Source organism: Aliiroseovarius conchicola, assembly GCF_041403445.1.
Lineage (GTDB): Bacteria > Pseudomonadota > Alphaproteobacteria > Rhodobacterales > Rhodobacteraceae > Aliiroseovarius > Aliiroseovarius conchicola.
In genome coordinates, this window is the sequence record NZ_JBGEHL010000013.1 from 15,530 (window position 1) to 31,270 (window position 15,741).

19 protein-coding genes are annotated in these 15,741 nt (G+C 55.5%); 4 read left to right on the top strand and 15 right to left on the bottom strand.

Features of this window, described 5'->3' with window-relative positions; genetic code table 11:
* Window positions 1-1,518: an amino acid ABC transporter permease gene (locus V6N04_RS16175; protein ID WP_371171233.1), complete on the top strand. Its 1,518-nt coding sequence runs from the start codon at window positions 1-3 to the stop codon at window positions 1,516-1,518.
* 11 nt (window positions 1,519-1,529) lie between these two features.
* Window positions 1,530-2,315, top strand: a complete 786-nt coding sequence (locus tag V6N04_RS16180; RefSeq protein WP_371171234.1) for an amino acid ABC transporter ATP-binding protein — start codon at window positions 1,530-1,532, stop codon at window positions 2,313-2,315.
* A 165-nt stretch (window positions 2,316-2,480) separates the two neighbouring features.
* On the opposite strand, the gene V6N04_RS16185 is transcribed toward V6N04_RS16180, so the two are convergent.
* The 5 genes from V6N04_RS16185 to argB all read right to left on the bottom strand — a co-directional run bounded on the left by V6N04_RS16185 (window position 2,481) and on the right by argB (window position 6,217).
* Window positions 2,481-3,218: a YiiX/YebB-like N1pC/P60 family cysteine hydrolase gene (locus tag V6N04_RS16185; RefSeq protein WP_371171235.1), complete on the bottom strand. Its 738-nt coding sequence runs from the start codon at window positions 3,216-3,218 to the stop codon at window positions 2,481-2,483.
* Between the two features lie 168 nt (window positions 3,219-3,386).
* Window positions 3,387-3,890 carry a SixA phosphatase family protein gene (locus tag V6N04_RS16190; protein WP_371171236.1) on the bottom strand — a complete coding sequence of 168 codons (504 nt, stop codon included), beginning with the start codon at window positions 3,888-3,890 and terminating at the stop codon, window positions 3,387-3,389.
* A complete protein-coding gene (locus V6N04_RS16195) occupies window positions 3,887-4,504 on the bottom strand; it encodes a ferredoxin (RefSeq protein WP_371171237.1) in 618 nt (205 codons plus the stop codon). The genes V6N04_RS16190 and V6N04_RS16195 overlap by 4 nt, the downstream gene beginning before the upstream one ends.
* Window positions 4,501-5,295 carry a sterol desaturase family protein gene (locus V6N04_RS16200; protein ID WP_371171238.1) on the bottom strand — a complete coding sequence of 265 codons (795 nt, stop codon included), beginning with the start codon at window positions 5,293-5,295 and terminating at the stop codon, window positions 4,501-4,503. Before V6N04_RS16200 ends, V6N04_RS16195 begins: the two co-directional genes overlap by 4 nt.
* Window positions 5,296-5,356: 61 nt before the next feature.
* Window positions 5,357-6,217, bottom strand: a complete 861-nt coding sequence (argB, locus tag V6N04_RS16205; RefSeq protein WP_371171239.1) for an acetylglutamate kinase — start codon at window positions 6,215-6,217, stop codon at window positions 5,357-5,359.
* 106 nt (window positions 6,218-6,323) lie between these two features.
* On the opposite strand from argB, the gene V6N04_RS16210 reads away from it, so the two are divergent.
* Window positions 6,324-7,058, top strand: coding sequence for an SDR family NAD(P)-dependent oxidoreductase (locus tag V6N04_RS16210; protein WP_371171240.1), 735 nt, complete (start codon window positions 6,324-6,326; stop codon window positions 7,056-7,058).
* A gap of 31 nt (window positions 7,059-7,089) precedes the next feature.
* Here the strand turns inward: V6N04_RS16210 and yihA are convergent, their stop codons facing one another.
* The 10 genes from yihA to rpmH form a co-directional block, all read right to left on the bottom strand.
* Window positions 7,090-7,743, bottom strand: coding sequence for a ribosome biogenesis GTP-binding protein YihA/YsxC (gene yihA / locus V6N04_RS16215; protein ID WP_371171241.1), 654 nt, complete (start codon window positions 7,741-7,743; stop codon window positions 7,090-7,092).
* Window positions 7,740-8,495, bottom strand: coding sequence for an MOSC domain-containing protein (locus V6N04_RS16220; protein WP_371171277.1), 756 nt, complete (start codon window positions 8,493-8,495; stop codon window positions 7,740-7,742). The genes yihA and V6N04_RS16220 overlap by 4 nt, the downstream gene beginning before the upstream one ends.
* The gene (gene yidC, locus V6N04_RS16225; RefSeq protein ID WP_371171242.1) at window positions 8,492-10,300 is read right to left on the bottom strand and encodes a membrane protein insertase YidC; all 1,809 of its coding nucleotides are present in this window, start codon (window positions 10,298-10,300) and stop codon (window positions 8,492-8,494) included. Before yidC ends, V6N04_RS16220 begins: the two co-directional genes overlap by 4 nt.
* A 105-nt stretch (window positions 10,301-10,405) precedes the next feature.
* Complete coding sequence (locus V6N04_RS16230) at window positions 10,406-11,938, bottom strand: putative bifunctional diguanylate cyclase/phosphodiesterase (RefSeq protein WP_371171243.1); 1,533 nt, start codon at window positions 11,936-11,938, stop codon at window positions 10,406-10,408.
* 114 nt (window positions 11,939-12,052) lie between these two features.
* Complete coding sequence (gene ttcA / locus V6N04_RS16235; RefSeq protein ID WP_371171244.1) at window positions 12,053-12,904, bottom strand: tRNA 2-thiocytidine(32) synthetase TtcA; 852 nt, start codon at window positions 12,902-12,904, stop codon at window positions 12,053-12,055.
* 77 nt (window positions 12,905-12,981) lie between these two features.
* Window positions 12,982-13,212, bottom strand: a complete 231-nt coding sequence (locus V6N04_RS16240; protein ID WP_371171245.1) for a hypothetical protein — start codon at window positions 13,210-13,212, stop codon at window positions 12,982-12,984.
* Window positions 13,213-13,317: 105 nt separating this feature from the next.
* On the bottom strand, window positions 13,318-13,542 hold the full coding sequence (locus tag V6N04_RS16245) for a hypothetical protein (RefSeq protein ID WP_371171246.1): 225 nt from the start codon (window positions 13,540-13,542) through the stop codon (window positions 13,318-13,320).
* Between the two features lie 360 nt (window positions 13,543-13,902).
* Window positions 13,903-14,151, bottom strand: coding sequence for a membrane protein insertion efficiency factor YidD (gene yidD / locus V6N04_RS16250; RefSeq protein WP_371171247.1), 249 nt, complete (start codon window positions 14,149-14,151; stop codon window positions 13,903-13,905).
* Window positions 14,148-14,588, bottom strand: a complete 441-nt coding sequence (rnpA, locus tag V6N04_RS16255; RefSeq protein ID WP_371171248.1) for a ribonuclease P protein component — start codon at window positions 14,586-14,588, stop codon at window positions 14,148-14,150. The genes yidD and rnpA overlap by 4 nt, the downstream gene beginning before the upstream one ends.
* A 17-nt stretch (window positions 14,589-14,605) precedes the next feature.
* A complete protein-coding gene (gene rpmH, locus V6N04_RS16260; protein ID WP_223424089.1) occupies window positions 14,606-14,740 on the bottom strand; it encodes a 50S ribosomal protein L34 in 135 nt (44 codons plus the stop codon).
* A gap of 259 nt (window positions 14,741-14,999) precedes the next feature.
* Here rpmH and V6N04_RS16265 point away from each other — a divergent pair, with 259 nt between their 5' ends.
* Window positions 15,000-15,740, top strand: coding sequence for a TVP38/TMEM64 family protein (locus V6N04_RS16265; protein ID WP_371171278.1), 741 nt, complete (start codon window positions 15,000-15,002; stop codon window positions 15,738-15,740).
* Window position 15,741 lies beyond the last annotated feature (1 nt).

Genomic DNA, 15,741 nt, shown 5'->3' on the forward strand with positions numbered 1-15,741 from the left:
ATGTCTGAACCTACAGATATGCCTGAAATGGCTTACGTTCGTTCCGAGATTCTTCCGGAACGAGCCCCACCCGCAACCTCGGTCGGCATTGTCGGCTGGGCACGTGCCAACCTGTTCAACGGGATCGGTAACTCGATCCTTACTGTTCTGGCGTTAATTCTGCTGTGGTATGTCTTGGCATTCTTGGTGCCGTGGATCCTTTCACCAACTTGGAACAGCGGATCACTAAATGAATGCCGCGAGATTCTGGGTACCGGTCACGGCCACAGTGGCGCCTGTTGGGGCGTCATCAATGAACGCTGGCAACAGCTTCTGTTCGGCTTCTACCCGAATGGATCAGCAGAAGGCACAATGGACCAACGCTGGCGCCCAGTGGTTGCCTTTGCATTGCTGTTCGTTGCGTTGATTCCGATCTTGTTCAACATGATCTCGCGCCGGATGAATTGGGTACTGCTTCTTGCAGTATTGGGTTTGACCGGACTGTATCTTGGTGGGGCATTTGGCGTCATTCTGGGCCTGCTTCTTTTGGCCGCTTCTGCTTTTGTGGGCTTCAAAGCGTTTTCGACTTCGAAAGAAGATCGGGCCGCCGAGATCGCACAGGGCGCTAAGCGTTTGCCCAATCCGCTGATCTTTACAGCGATCTATCCCTTCCTGGCCCCGTGGCTGCTTTGGGGTGGATCGATCTGGCTTCCGATTAGTGCTGCGTTGGGTTTTGTTGTCGGGTACTTGGCGTATCGCTTCCTGACACCAATAGTGGGAAGCCTCGTTGGCTTGATCATTGCAGTTGTGGCCTCCGTCGTGTGGTGGCTGGCGCTGACCAGCGGGTTTGCAAATCTTTTACACAGCATCATTCCGATCGGTTTGGATCCGGTGGACAGCCGCAACTTCGGTGGCTTTATGTTGTCGGTGACTATTGGCGTTGTTGCCATTGCGTGTTCGTTGCCGATTGGCGTTGTTCTCGCTTTGGGTCGTCAATCAGATTTGTTGATCGTCAGGGCATTGTGTGTGGGCTTTATCGAGTTCATTCGTGGTGTACCGTTGATCACGCTTCTGTTCGTCGCCTCGACGCTTCTGAACATCTTCATGCCACCCGGCACTAACTTTGATATCATCCTTCGGGTGTTGATCATGGTGACGTTGTTTGCCGCGGCTTATATGGCCGAGGTGATCCGGGGTGGTCTTGCTGCGCTTCCAACCGGCCAATACGAGGCTGCCGACGCACTTGGGCTGGACTATTGGAAAGCACAACGTCTGATCATTATGCCGCAAGCTCTGAAGATATCGATCCCTGGGATCGTTTCGACATTCATCGGCGTGTTCAAAGACACGGTTCTGGTGTCGATCATCGGCTTGCTCGACCCGCTGGGACTAACAAATGGTATCCGTGGCGACCAAAACTGGAACGGTATTGTGTGGGAGCTTTATGGCTTCATCGCCCTAATGTTCTTCATATTCTGTTTCTCGATGTCGCGTTATTCGATGTATCTCGAACGTCGACTTCGCACGGACCACCGTTAAAGGAGAGACCTATGTCTTCTATTACTCTCGACCAACACGCCGATCGCTCAAAGATGGCGGTTTCGGATGAACTTGCCATCGAAATTCGAGGCATGAACAAATGGTACGGTGCATTCCACGTACTGCGCGATATCGACCTGACCGTTTATCAGGGCGAGCGGATCGTCATCGCGGGGCCTTCGGGGTCCGGGAAATCGACACTGATCCGATGCATCAACCGTCTGGAAGAACACCAGGAAGGTCAGATCATCGTTGACGGGACCGAGCTTACCTCGGACCTGAAAAACGTCGATAAAGTGCGGTCGGAAGTGGGGATGGTGTTTCAACACTTCAACCTCTTCCCACACCTGACCATTCTGGAAAACTGCACGCTGGCGCCCATCTGGGTGCGTAAAACGCCGCGTAAAGAGGCGGAAGAAACGGCGATGCATTTCCTTGAAAAAGTGAAAATCCCAGAACAGGCCCACAAGTACCCGGGCATGTTGTCGGGTGGTCAGCAGCAGCGTGTGGCGATTGCCCGCTCGCTGTGCATGATGCCGCGTATCATGCTTTTCGATGAACCCACGTCGGCGCTTGATCCAGAGATGATCAAGGAAGTGCTGGAGACCATGGTGGAGCTTGCCGAAGAAGGCATGACCATGCTCTGCGTGACCCACGAAATGGGATTCGCGAAAGAGGTCGCCAACCGTGTGATCTTCATGGATGCCGGTCAGATTGTGGAGCAGAACGAACCTAACGAGTTCTTCAACAATCCGCAGAACGAGCGTACTAAACTGTTCCTGAGCCAGATCCTCTGATCCGGGTTACATTGAACGAAACGAGAAAGCTCCGCCGCTTGTCGGGGCTTTCTTTTTGCTTCAGGTGTCACCCCTAAAACAGCGACGCACCGCAGGTTTCCGGCACAGATCTGTCAAGGTTATGAAGAGTTTGCCGGATTGTAACATCTAAAGCAGCACGATCACTCAATCAGGTTCACCAACATCCTCTGGATTGTGCCAGTTCAACGTCCTGTGATCAAAGCCGTGGACGATCGTCGGTTTTACAACGCGAAAGTAAGGGGACAAATCGAAGTCTCGCGGGGCGAACAAAGAATGGTGACGAATATGCAAAACCTCTTCTGCGCGCGGGCCGACTTTGGTGCTGGGCAATATAGGGTAGCCGATTTTTTGATAGGCCTCTGCAATCAGGGTTGAGCAGATCGCACGGGTTGGATCGCCGGATCCAAGGGCCAGCATACGCCTGCGAAACCGCTCTGGAACAGGTGGCTGTGGTAAGAGATATCGCGCCAGATCCCAGATGTTTTTCAGGTCATATATCCGCCCAAGGCTTTCTTTCACGCAATCGACAACCTGCCCGGTTTCTTCATCCGACAATCCGACGGGCCGGCAAATACGGGTATTGAAGTCATCATACTTTGAAAGCGGGACACGGATGACGCCGTTTTCCAGATGGGCCTCAATCAACTCGCCATCAGGGTGGTGGTCGCCTACGTAGAATGCCGAATGTGACCACGTCGACTGGGTCAAGTATTTGATTGCGGTGGACACCCGCGTGTTGCCCTCAACAAGCAGGATGTCTCCAGGCTGAAGAGTACTGCACAACAAGTCCTTCGACGTGACAGCGAAGGGGACATAGTTCGGCCTTGGCGCTTCTAGATAGCGCGCGATTTGCTTGCCAATGCGGGTCCTAAGATTGTCCATGCAGACATCGTAGCGCGCAATTATTGAAATGTGTTTCACTTGCGCGTGGGCGCAATCAGAGGCTCGGCTGTATCAAGCGTCGAAATGGCGAGCAGGACTAGAGGTGGCTAGCTGACCCCCAGCTTTCAGATGCTTACATCCAGTTTATTGTGGCGCCGCTTTGTGGGCTCAAATCAACTCACGTGGCACCACGAAGTCCACGACGCGACCGATACCCCAATCCAACGCCTCCCATTTTTCTACATCAAACTCGATCACAGTGGTCGCGCCCGAGGGATAGTGCAGAAATTTGCGATGTGGGTGCAGTTCGCGTGCCAACCGACGTGCCATATATGCCGAGCCGGGGTTGTGGGCGACAATCATACTGGTCGGGGCTGTTGATTTGCGGATCACATTCAGCATTTCTTCTGGTTCCGCCAAATATAACGCGCGGGTGTATTGAGCGTTGGGTGCTCCGACGAATTTGTCGGCAATAAGCGCCCAGGTTTCACGCGTCCTTACAGCATCTGAACAAAAGACCGATCCTGGCTCATAGCCGTTGCTGGTCAACCATCGGCCGATCGCCTTGGCGGATGCACGCCCACGTTTGCTTAACGGTCGTGCGTGATCTTCCAGTTCAGGGCTGCCCCAGGCCGATTTTGCATGGCGCGTCAGAATGAGGGTTAGTGTCATGTCGGGTTGAACGCCTTCATATGAAATGCAGATTGAGCAGCCAGCCTGCCATAGGATTGACTGACGGGGCAAGAGCGGCGAGCCGCGCATCCCGAGCCCATACAATCTGCACTGTCTGTATCGTTTAGATGGCCCTTGCAGGCTGCTACGTCATAGCCTTCAGGGCCAAGGGCCGATACTGGGCAGGCACGAAGGCAGGGGGCGTTACAATCTGCGCAGGGATTGGGCGCTGAACTGGGCAGGGGGAGTTCTTTGGGGATGCGAATGGCCCCTCGGTAACTGACCAACAAACCAGCGTTCGAATGAACCAACATGCCCACTGGGCTGTCCCACGCATGACCAGATGCCCGCGCCCAAGCAAGAAATGGAGGATAAGGCGGACCATCCGAGGGGAAGATTGCCTCTCCTCCCCAACGACAAGAAAGCTCAGTGATTACGCGCTTGGACCAACGATCCAATGGATCAGGCGAGCCATCGCGATACTCTGGGCTTTTGGTGAACGCAGGCCAGAAGCCAGGCTCATGCGGCCCCAACAATACAATCGTGTCGCCACGCTCGTGCAGCATCCCCAGCACTTCAAGGTGCATCTCTTCAGCGGCGGGTTCGTAGGTCATTTCCGTTGAAACGGAAGCATCAGGCTCCAACCCAGTTTTGAAGGATCGTCGTTTTGCCATTCCAGCCCAATCGTCATGTCGTCATGCCCATCGCGGGGCTGATCTGTGTAGGTCCCAAATATACGATCCCAGATCGAAAGGCAGAAGCCATAATTGCTGTCCGTTTCGTCGTGATGGACAGAATGATGTACCCGGTGCATATCCGGCGTTACGACGATTTGGCGTAACACGCGATCCAACCCAAGAGGCAGACGAATATTCGCGTGGTTGAACATGGCTGATCCGTTCAGAATGACTTCGAACAGGATCACGCCCAACGCAGGTGCACCCAACAGATAGACGGCGCCAATCTTTATGATCATCGACGCCGCGATCTCGATGGGATGGAACCGCAGTGCAGTTGTTACGTCGAAATCCCTGTCTGCGTGATGCACCCGGTGCAAACGCCACAAAATGGGAACCTTATGGAAGATCAAATGCTGAACCCAGATCGCGAGATCCAGAATGACGATGGTGGCTAGAACCTCGATCCATACGGGAAGGGCCACCATATTGAACAGCCCCCAACCTAACGAAGCTGCATCAAGCGCTGCACCGACCGCCAGTAGCGGCACCAAAATATTCATCAGTCGCAGCGTCAGCGTATCAATAGCGATAATGGACAGGTTGGTTGTCCAGCGGGTTTGGCGGGGTTGCGCGCGTTTGCGTCGCGGCATGACGGCCTCGACAATAGCCAAGACGGCAAAAAGCCCGACAAAGGTGCCAAGACGGATCAGTAGTTCATTTTCCATGAGCTGACATTATGACCTGCGAGCGGGCGTGCAAGTCACAAGACCGCGACAGCCCACGTCGTTAAGCGCGGATAAGGGAACCCGCACCATGATCGGTGTAAAGCTCTAGAAGACAAGCATTGGGCGCGCGACCATCCATGATGACCACCGCGCGGACGCCGCCGTCGATAGCGGCCAATGCAGTTTCGGTCTTGGGGATCATGCCGCCGGCAATGACGCCGGCCTCTGTCAAGTCGCGTATCTGTGCAGGCGACAGTTCGGTCAACACCTCGCCCTCGTCATTCTTGACGCCCTCGACGTCCGTGAGCAGCAGCAGGCGATCGGCCTTGAGCCCGGCAGCAATCGCCCCGGCCATTGTGTCGCCGTTGATATTGTAGGTCTCTCCGTTGCGGCCTGCACCCAAAGGGGCGATGACCGGGATCGTTTCCGTCGCAGCCAGATCGTGCAACACGTCTACGTCAACCTCGACCGGCGTGCCGACAAACCCTAGGTCCGGGTCGGTTTGTTCGCAGGTCACAAGCCCAGCATCTTTGCCAGACAAACCAACAGCCTTGCCGCCTTCGGCGTTGATGGCATGTACGATGCGCTTGTTGACGCGGCCTGACAACACCATCTCGACCACTTCGACAGTGGCGGCATCGGTGACCCGTTTGCCCTTTACGAACGAACTTTCGATCTGCAGCCGATCCAGCATCGCGTTGATCATCGGACCACCGCCATGAACCACCACCGGCTTGACGCCGACTTGACGCATCAAGACGATATCGCGGGCAAAGCTTGCCATTGCCTCGTCGTCGCCCATGGCATTGCCGCCAAATTTAATGACAACTGTTGCGCCAGTATAGCGTTGCAAATAGGGCAGGGCTTGGGACAGGGTGCGGGCGGTGGCGATCCAATCGCGGTTCATCTTTTGCGTCTTCATTCTTTGTTCCTCGTACCATCCCGTGTTAGTGCGTTGGCAACCTTCTGCCAAGAGGCATTGCAGCCCGCGTTTTGACTGATAGGGTGCAGCCAACCGGAGGTGACCAATGAGTGACGACCGCAAGACGCTTCTTCTGACCGGTGCAAGCCGCGGGATCGGGCATGCAACAGTGCGCAAGTTCAGCCGCGAAGGCTGGCGCGTGATCACCTGCTCTCGGCAACCCTTTCCTGACGAATGCCCGTGGGGTGGCGGGTCGGAAAACCATGTTGTGCTGGACCTTTCAGACCCTGCCGACACGATCAATGCAGTTGGGCTTATTCAAGAGAAACTAGAGGGTCGATTGGACGCCTTGGTCAACAATGCAGGGATTTCTCCGAAAGGCCCGGGGGGCGAGCGGCTGAATACACTCACCACAGATTTGATGGACTGGGGTAAGGTCTTTCACGTTAATTTCTTTGCCTCTGTGGTGCTGGCACGGGGATTGAAGGACGAGCTTGCGGCGTCGAAGGGTGCCGTCGTCAACGTGACTTCCATCGCCGGAGCGCGGGTCCATCCGTTTGCGGGTGCAGCCTATGCGACATCAAAAGCGGCGCTCGCCGCACTGACCCGAGAAATGGCTCACGATTTCGGGCCCCTTGGGGTGCGTGTGAACGCAATTGCGCCGGGAGAGGTCGAAACCGCTATCCTGTCACCGGGCACCGAGAAAATCGTCCGAAAATTGCCGATGCAGCGGTTGGGTCAACCCGAAGAGGTCGCTGATGCGATCTACTTCCTTTGCTCAGACGAAAGCTCGTACATTTCGGGGGCCGAGATTGAAGTGAACGGCGCGCAACACGTTTGATCTCAAGATTACTCCCCGTGAAAAGCGGGGGCTAATCTAATTCGGCGATGATCGCACGAAGTATCTCTATTCCGTCGCCTTTTTCAGACGATGTCAGGATCATTTCGGGGTAGGCAGCGGGGTGTTTCGACAACGCCTTGCGTACCTGATCCAGCACTTTCGCTCGATCCTTTTCCTTTACCTTGTCGGCTTTCGTCATGACCACTTGGAAGGTCACAGCTGACTTATCCAACAGCGTCATGATTTCGTCGTCCACGGATTTCACACCGTGGCGCGCGTCGATCAGAACGAAGGCGCGTCGCAGATTTTGGCGACCGGACAGATAGGCTTTCAACAGCCGTTGCCATTTCTCGACCACCTTCACTGGCGCGTTTGCATAACCATAGCCGGGCAGATCGACCAAATATGGTCCATTGGTGGTTGTGAAGAAGTTAATCTCTTGTGTTCGTCCTGGTGTGTTCGATGCGCGGGCAAGGCCCTTCCGTCCTGTCAATGCGTTGATAAGGCTTGACTTTCCTACGTTTGATCGTCCGGCGAAACACACCTCAATCCGGTCAGGAGTAGGCAGGCCATCCATCGCCACCACGCCTTTCAGAAAGTCCGTATTTCCGGCGAACAGCAGACGACCAGCTTCGCGTTCGTCTGTGTCGGGCGCGTCGGCCAAAGGAAATGGGAGCGAGCTCATGCGATCACCTCAATCGTGTCGTCACGTCTGACGATGCCTGGTTGGGTGACTACGGCGTAAACGCCACAATCCTGATGCCCCCAATGGGTGTTCAGCGTACCGAGAGTGTCCGCATCACGCTGACCAGTCCGCGTGCTTGCGGTTGTCGCCATGCAGCGGGTCACGTGCTCGCGCACTTCAAATTCGGCTTCGCCGATCCGCAAGCACTTGCCAATCCAGTTCCGCTCTTCCCACGGGGCGAAACCTTCAACCAAGAAGTTCCCGCGCCACCGATTGGCCGAGATCTGACGTCCCAATTTCTCTTCTACTGCGCGGTGCGACGCGAGATTGATGAAGGAAATGCTTTCAAACGTTGTGTCTGTCATCCCACGCCCGACGCTGACAATCTGGTTGGGTTGCGCTCGGTCTGTTGGAGACAAGGGTTTGACCCAACTGAGAAACGCCTGTTGGTCGTTCTGATCGTCTGGGTTGATGGTGATTGCGGGCTGCGCTGGGTGTGTCAGTGTTATCGTGTTGGCTGCCTCGTCAACGCTGGCCGAAATCGCCATAAGCCCCGGGGCCTTTGCCCCGCGTGAGAAATTGTTGCACGGCACCCAGTTGGTGCCGTCGCCCAGTTTTGCGGCTTCGTGTGCTACGGCCCAGTGGCGATCAAAAGGCAGACAGCGACCAGCGCTTACAGTTACCTGTGCCAACGCCTCTCGGCCATGCGACTTAATCGGATGTCGCCAGATTTCAGCGACATGCGCCATCAGCCTGCGTCTTTCGGCTTGCGCTTGAAGCTTTTTAGGACATTGCCGAGGACATCGGGTTTATGCCCGTGTTTGCGCATGATCGAGTACTGTTGCACGAAAGTAATCGTGTTGTTCGCAATCCAGTACAGAACCAAACCAGATGCGAATTGTCCCAGCATGAACATGAATACCCAAGGCATCCATGCAAAGATCATCGCCTGTGTTGCATCAGTGGGCGCGGGGTTAAGTTTTTGCTGCAACCACATCGAGATACCAAGCACGATTGGCAGGATGCCAAGTGAGACGATCGCGAGCAGGCTGTCGGGGCCCGGTGTGGCGTAAGGGAGCAGGCCAAACAGGTTCAAGATGGAACTGGGGTCAGGTGCTGAGAGGTCCTTGATCCAACCAATCCAGGGCGCGTGTCGCAACTCCAGAGTGACGAAGATCACCTTGTAGAGCGAGAAGAAGATCGGGATTTGCAGCAGGATGGGCAAACAGCCAGAGGCCGGATTGACCTTCTCGCGTTTATAAAGCTCCATCATCTCTTTCTGCATTCTTGCGCGGTCGTCCCCGATCCGCTCCTTTAACTTCTCCATCTCAGGCTGAAGTTCTTTCATCTTTGCCATCGAGACGTAGGATTTGTATGCCAGCGGTAGCAGGATGGCCTTGATCACCAGCGTCAGAGCGATGATCGCCCAACCCATGTTGCCGATCACGCCGTTCAGCCAGTGCAGGACGGCAAAAATTGGTTTCGTGAGGAAGAAGAACCAACCCCAGTCGATGGAATCGACGAATTTGTAGATATGATCTTCGTTCTGATAGGCGCGGATGGTTTCCCATTCCTTGGCGCCTGCAAACAACCGAGTTTTCACGCTGAGTTTAGCGCCTGGAGCAACATCCTCTGCGCGCATGCGAATCTGCGTCTGATATATGTCGGCTTTGTCCGCATACCGAACCACAGACGTGAAAGCTTCGCCGGGTTCGGGGATCAAGGTGGTCATCCAATAGTGATCGGTGAAACCAATCCACCCATTGCCGTTGACCTGCGCTACATCAGCCCGCGCACCTTCTCTGTCGTCGTAGCTTAGATCAACAACGTCGGAATAGTCGATTTCTTCCAGCTCTTCATCAAGTTGGCGAATAATGCCTTCGTGCAGAATGAAGAACCCTTTGAGTTCGGATGGCTCACCGTGGCGAGCCAAAACGCCATAGGGCGCCATCCGGAATGATTTTTCGCTCGTGTTTTCAACGGACTGGTCAATTGAAAACATGAAGTTCTTGTCAACAGAGATTGTACGGCGGAAGATCAACCCGCTGGCACTGTCCCAGCGTAGAGTAACTGGCGTATCCGGTGTTAGTACTGTGCCTTGTTCAAGCGACCAAACGGTTGTTGGGCCCGGGACATCTTCCAGCGCGGTCTGTCCGCCGGGCGTCCAGCCATAAAGCGCATAGTAGGCCTCTGGCTCGCCGGTCGGGCGCATCAGGGTAACGATGTCGCTCTCTTTCGAGACGGTGACGTGATAGTCCTTGAGCTTGAGATCATCCAGACGCCCGCCCAGCAACGAGATTGAGCCCAACAGTTCTGGCGTGTCGATGTCGACGCGGCCCACATTCTCAGCCGAGACAGCGACATCTGCGGCCGTGACAGCTGTGGTCACCTCGCCATCAAGCTTCGGTGCGATCGTCGCTTGCTCCGCGGCTTGTTCAGCGACGCTTTGCTCGGTGCTTTGGACAGGTTCTGCCGGTGGAAACATGATCAACCAGCCAGTGATGACGAGAAAACTCAGCACTGTTGCAAGGATCAGATTCTTATTCTGGTCGTCCATCGGGGCCCACCACTCATAGATTTCGGTCAAAGTGGTTCAACAGGGCAGGGCACGAAAGGTCAAGCAGTTTTAGGCTCAGTACCTTTAAACGTGAGGCTGTCGGGCTTATGCCAGCCTAGGCATGCTCTGGTTTTTGCGGGTTTTTGGATCGTATAAACGCGCCCAGTTAAGAAAGCCCTCAGCAGACATCGGTTTGGCGATGGAATATCCTTGGGCATGATCACATCCCAGCTTGGCAAGCTTTTCGTACTCTCCGTGGGTTTCAACGCCCTCGGCCAGTGTTTCCACATTCAACTGGTTTGCAATTGTAAGGATGGCCGAGATCATATTTTGCTGATCTTGATCGGTATCGACATGCGTTATGAAGGATCTGTCAATTTTGATACGGTTGACGCTGAAGCGCTTGATGCTGGCAATAGAGGCGTTGCCGGTGCCAAAATCATCAAGGTCGATTTTGCAGCCAAGCTTTGTCAACTCGTTGATGTTATGACGTGCTACGTCGTCCTCGGTTTGGGCGAAAACGTTTTCGAGGATTTCGATCATCAGACGCTCAGGGGGCGTACCAAATCGATCCAGCTCCCACCGGATTTTTTCTGTCAGGTTGGGGTTATTCAGTTCCTCCGCCGAAATGTTGATCGCAGCTGAGGGTAAATCCAACCCCTGACGTTCCCAGTCTTGTACGGCCGAGAGCGTTCCATACAGCATGACTTCACCCAAACGCTCTAACAGGCCCGCCTTGGTAATGGCGGGTAAGAAGGCACCAGGAGCGATCAGGCCGATAGTAGGGTGTTGCCAACGCGCCAAGGCTTCACAACCACTCAGCTGCCCAGTTTTCATGCAGACCTGTGGTTGGAACCAAGGTCGAATCTGTCCGGAATCCAGCGCGTTTGCCAAGTCTTCCCGATTGTGTTCAACGCGCCCAACCCGCGTCGCCATGCCGTTGGAAAAGGCACGAATGGATCCGGGACCAGCCAACAAGGCGACGGCCAGCGCGCTTTCGGCGGCGGATAACAGCGCCTCGCCCGTGGCCTCAGGTGCCCGACCGGGCATCGCGAAGCCGATACAGGAGGACAGTAGAACGCGAGTCTGATTGATTGAAATCGGTTCGCTAATGGTCGATTGCAAACGAGAGGCCAGTTGCAGGGTGGCTTCAAGATCGGCGCGTTGCCGTTTGTCGATAGAGATACCAAATCGCCCGTCGCCAATCGCGCACACAAGATCGCATTCTCGTAAGGCGGATCGAATCCGATCAGCAACCTTGGAAAGGATCTGGCGGCTGTCGTCATCCCCCATTTGGGAACGAAGTTTCTGAAAGTCGTCAATTTCAAGCACAATGCAGGACTTCTCGAACTCTACCGCATTGGCAAACCCGACATCCAGTTGTTGGAGCAACTTTTGCCGAAGCGGCAGGCCCGTCGTATCGTCCCTTGATCCAAGCGTTTGGGGCGCGGTGCGTGTCAGGATGCCGCCAATTGCAAGTAGGCCTGGGAATACTATAGCGACAAGGATCATCAGATGTTCGCCACCTGCCCAATATGCCAAAATCATGGTGGCCGGCAGAAAAGCTGCAAGATGTGGCGCTGTCAAAGAGCTGCGTAGACGTTGTTTCCAATGCCGAGAGCCCGGTAAATCTGCCATCGTGTTTCCCTTTGCCGCAGCTGTCGTGGCCCAGCCGCCGCGATATTGCGGGCAGGCCGGTCAAGGACAAATTAGGAACACTTAGTCAATCAGACGTTAATGCAGATCGCCAAATTACAGCGAATTTTCACGATTTTCCTTCGTGCTGCGGACAAGGTCTTTGAAGTCAAAGAGTTCGGGATCCAGAAGATGGCTTGGGCGCGTGTTCATCAGGGCCCGAAACATGATTTTCCGCCGACCGGGAAAGTTTGCCTCCCACCCGTCGATGATCTTCTTGACCTGCTGGCGTTGCAGCCCGTCTTGTGATCCGCAAAGGTCACAGGGAATAATCGGATAGTTCATCTGGGTTGCGAACTTTTCGCAATCCTCCTCGGCCACATGGGCGAGGGGACGATATACGAACAGGTCACCTTCCTCGTTCACCAGTTTGGGCGGCATGGTGGCAAGGCGTCCGCCATGGAACAGATTCATAAAGAATGTCTCGAGAATATCATCGCGGTGATGGCCTAGAACAACAGCCGAACACCCCTCTTCGCGGGCGATCCGATAGAGATTGCCGCGGCGCAGGCGCGAACAGAGCGAGCAAAAGGTCCGGCCCTGCGGGATTTTATCCATCACGATCGAATAGGTGTCCTCATACTCGATCCGATGAGGCACTTGCATCTTTTCAAGAAACTCGGGCAGGACCGTGGCGGGAAAGCCGGGCTGGCCTTGATCGAGATTGCAGGCAAGCAGCTCCACCGGCAGGACGCCGCGCCATTGTAGTTCATGAAGCGCGGCAAGCATGGTGTAACTGTCCTTGCCGCCTGATAGGCAGACAAGCCATTTCGTCCCGCGTTCGACCATCCCGTATTGGTCCAAAGCCTCGCGCACATTGCGCATAATGCGCTTGCGCAGCTTCTTGAACTCGGTGGTTGAGGGCGCGCCGTGAAACAGCGGGTGGATGTCATCTAGGTCGTCAAGCATGGGCGCGGCATAGGGGAAATTGCCTAGCCGGGCAAGGGGGGCAAGGGCATGACGTACTGCATGCCCTTGCCTTCGCATTACAGAAAGTGCTGTCTTTGTGACGGCAATTCCTGAGGTGCCGCTGGCAGGCTCAAGTCCCTCTGTAACGCAGGACTGACATCCTCGGGACGTAGTTTGCTGGACGGTCGTGCAAACAAAGCCGCACGTACAACACGCCAGCGGCCATGCCGTTCAACCAAACCCAGAAGTGTGGCTTGCAATCGGTTGGGACGACGGCTGCGAGGTGGAAGTGCTAGTGTGTAGGTCATATCGGTGTCTCCGTTCGCGAATTGTGTTCACTGTCGGACCTCAAGTCGACTTGAGGTCAAGAGGTTTTTGAAGGTGCCCCACAGCTTTTGCTGCGGGGCCCCTGATCACAGTCGCGGCTCGCGAAAAGCTGGTGGAGGGTGGCTAGGCGGCAGCCCGACATCGCGACGCAGATGGTCGGTCAGTTGGGCGGCATCGGGTCGCCTATGTGCCCGCAGCAGCAGGTTCGCGGCCAAAACCCTTACGACGCGCCATGCGCCGTGGCGGGTGACCAGGTCGTCGATCAGGTCGGTGAGCCGTAGTGGCTCGGAATGAAAATTAGAGTCCATCATGGGTTGGATACCGGCACGGGGCCGGCCCTCTTTGATTGGGTTTAGTTTATGAGACTCTCTGACGAGAACACGCTTGAAGACACAGTGACGGTGTCAGGGCGCGTATCTACCAGAGATGTCAGGAATGCCCGCTATGGGCGCTTCGTCGGGGCCGTTAGGCGCGTGATGCAAAGATCACGAGGCTTTGGTGCCCCATGGTCCGGTAACGCGGCAGGCAAGATGAAGTGCGTAGGTCATAGTCATGTAACGCCTCCTTCTGTTCGTGTGCGTTGCGGATGGCGCTTTTGTAGCGCGGGCGGGGGATATCTCAAGAACTGCGTCGGAGAAATCGGGAGGTGTGGCGATCAAGTCACGATTGTATCAATCTTGCTTGCTACAATCATGATCTGTACCGGGCACGGGGTCGTATCCACAAGACCCCCAAGGATTGCATCGAGCAATGCGCTTTGCTGCGAGCCATCCACCCTTGATAGCGCCGTGTTCTTGCAATGCCTCTAACGCATAGGCACTGCAAGTTGGTTGATAGCGACAGTTGAACCCGACCCATGGGCTGAAGATCAGGCGGTAGGCACGGATCGGCAGGGAAAGGATGAAGGCTAAGGGGCTCATGACTTCTTGCGTGGCGTGTGGATCTGTTGAATGGCGCGGACTAGGTCCGCCTTCAGATCTACATAGTCACGACTCGCGGTTTTTTCAGCGCGACCGATCAGCACGTAGTCCCAACCGGGTTTGCCGAGACCGGGCAGCACCTCGTGCGCGATGGCGCGCAGACGGCGTTTTGCCCGATTGCGGGCGACGGCATTCCCAACCTTTTTCGAGCAGGTGTATCCAACGCGGATTTGTACGGCCGAGGCTTTCTCATCGTCTTTTCGCTTGCGGGCTTGTAATAAAAACGCGGGTGCAGGTGCGCGGCGGGCACGGGCGGCGGCAAGAAAGTCCTTCCGCTCGGTCAAGGTCGTAACCTTTGGATCACCCACGCAAACGGAAACCGCCGCAGACCCTTCGGTCCCGGCGGTTTTCGATGTGTCAGCTTTGGGCGCAGACATGACTGCGACCCCGCGTCTTACGCGCTCAGCGACTTCCGACCGTGCGCACGGCGCGCGTTCAGAATCTTGCGGCCAGCTTTAGTGGCCATGCGCGCACGAAAGCCGTGGCGGCGTTTGCGAACCAGGTTCGAAGGTTGGTAGGTGCGTTTCATCGCCCGTCTCCGTCATGTGCGTCCAATCCCGGTGGATTCGGCGCGTGTGTTATTCGAAGCCCGGTCTATAGGCGGCATTCCAGGGCAAGTCAAATGCCAGATGAATTATTTTCGCGCCTTTTGTTACAGGCAGCAACGATTTCTTCACCCCTGTTCAAGCAAGCGTGAGGTGGGTGGGCAAGCGGCACTTTTGGCCTCATCTTGCAGCCAACAACAAGCGGCTTGCTCCGCCTATATGAAAACGCTGGAAAGAACCATGATGATGACCGAACCCGATCTCGATACCCCCGCGAAGGCCGCAAACCCAATATTGCGCCGCTTGCCTTTGATCGCGATATTAAGCGTCGCGGTCATCGGAGCGTTCACTTTGCGAGATTATCTCAGCTTTGAGACACTAGCGCAAAACCGCGAAGCGCTTTTGGCGTTTCGCGATGCCAATTACCTGATCACGGTGCTTGCCTTTGTCGCCGCATATGTCGTCATCGTTGGTTTCTCGCTGCCCGGCGCGACGATTGCAACGCTAACCGGGGGGTTCTTGTTCTCGACCTTTCCGGGCGTTCTGTTCAACGTCACGGGGGCGACGATTGGGGCCACATTGATCTTCCTTGCTGCAAGCTGGGGGTTGGGTGAGCGTTTGGCCGCCAAGATGGAGGGCAGCGACGGGGCCGTGAAATCCATCAAGGACGGGATCGACGAAAACCAATGGTCCGTGCTGTTTCTGATCCGCCTTGTGCCCGCCGTCCCTTTCTTTGTGGCCAATCTGATCCCCGCATTGGTTGGCGTTCCGTTGCACCGGTTCGTGATCTCGACCTTCCTTGGGATTATTCCGGGGGCGTTGGTTTATACTTCGGTTGGTGCGGGTCTGGGCGAGGTCTTTGCCCGCGGAGAGACACCAAATCTGGGGATCATTTTTGAGCCTCACATCTTGTTCCCCATGCTGGGTCTGGCCGCGTTGGCCGCCTTGCCCATGGCCCTGAAATTTTTCAAGAAGGACGCCTGAC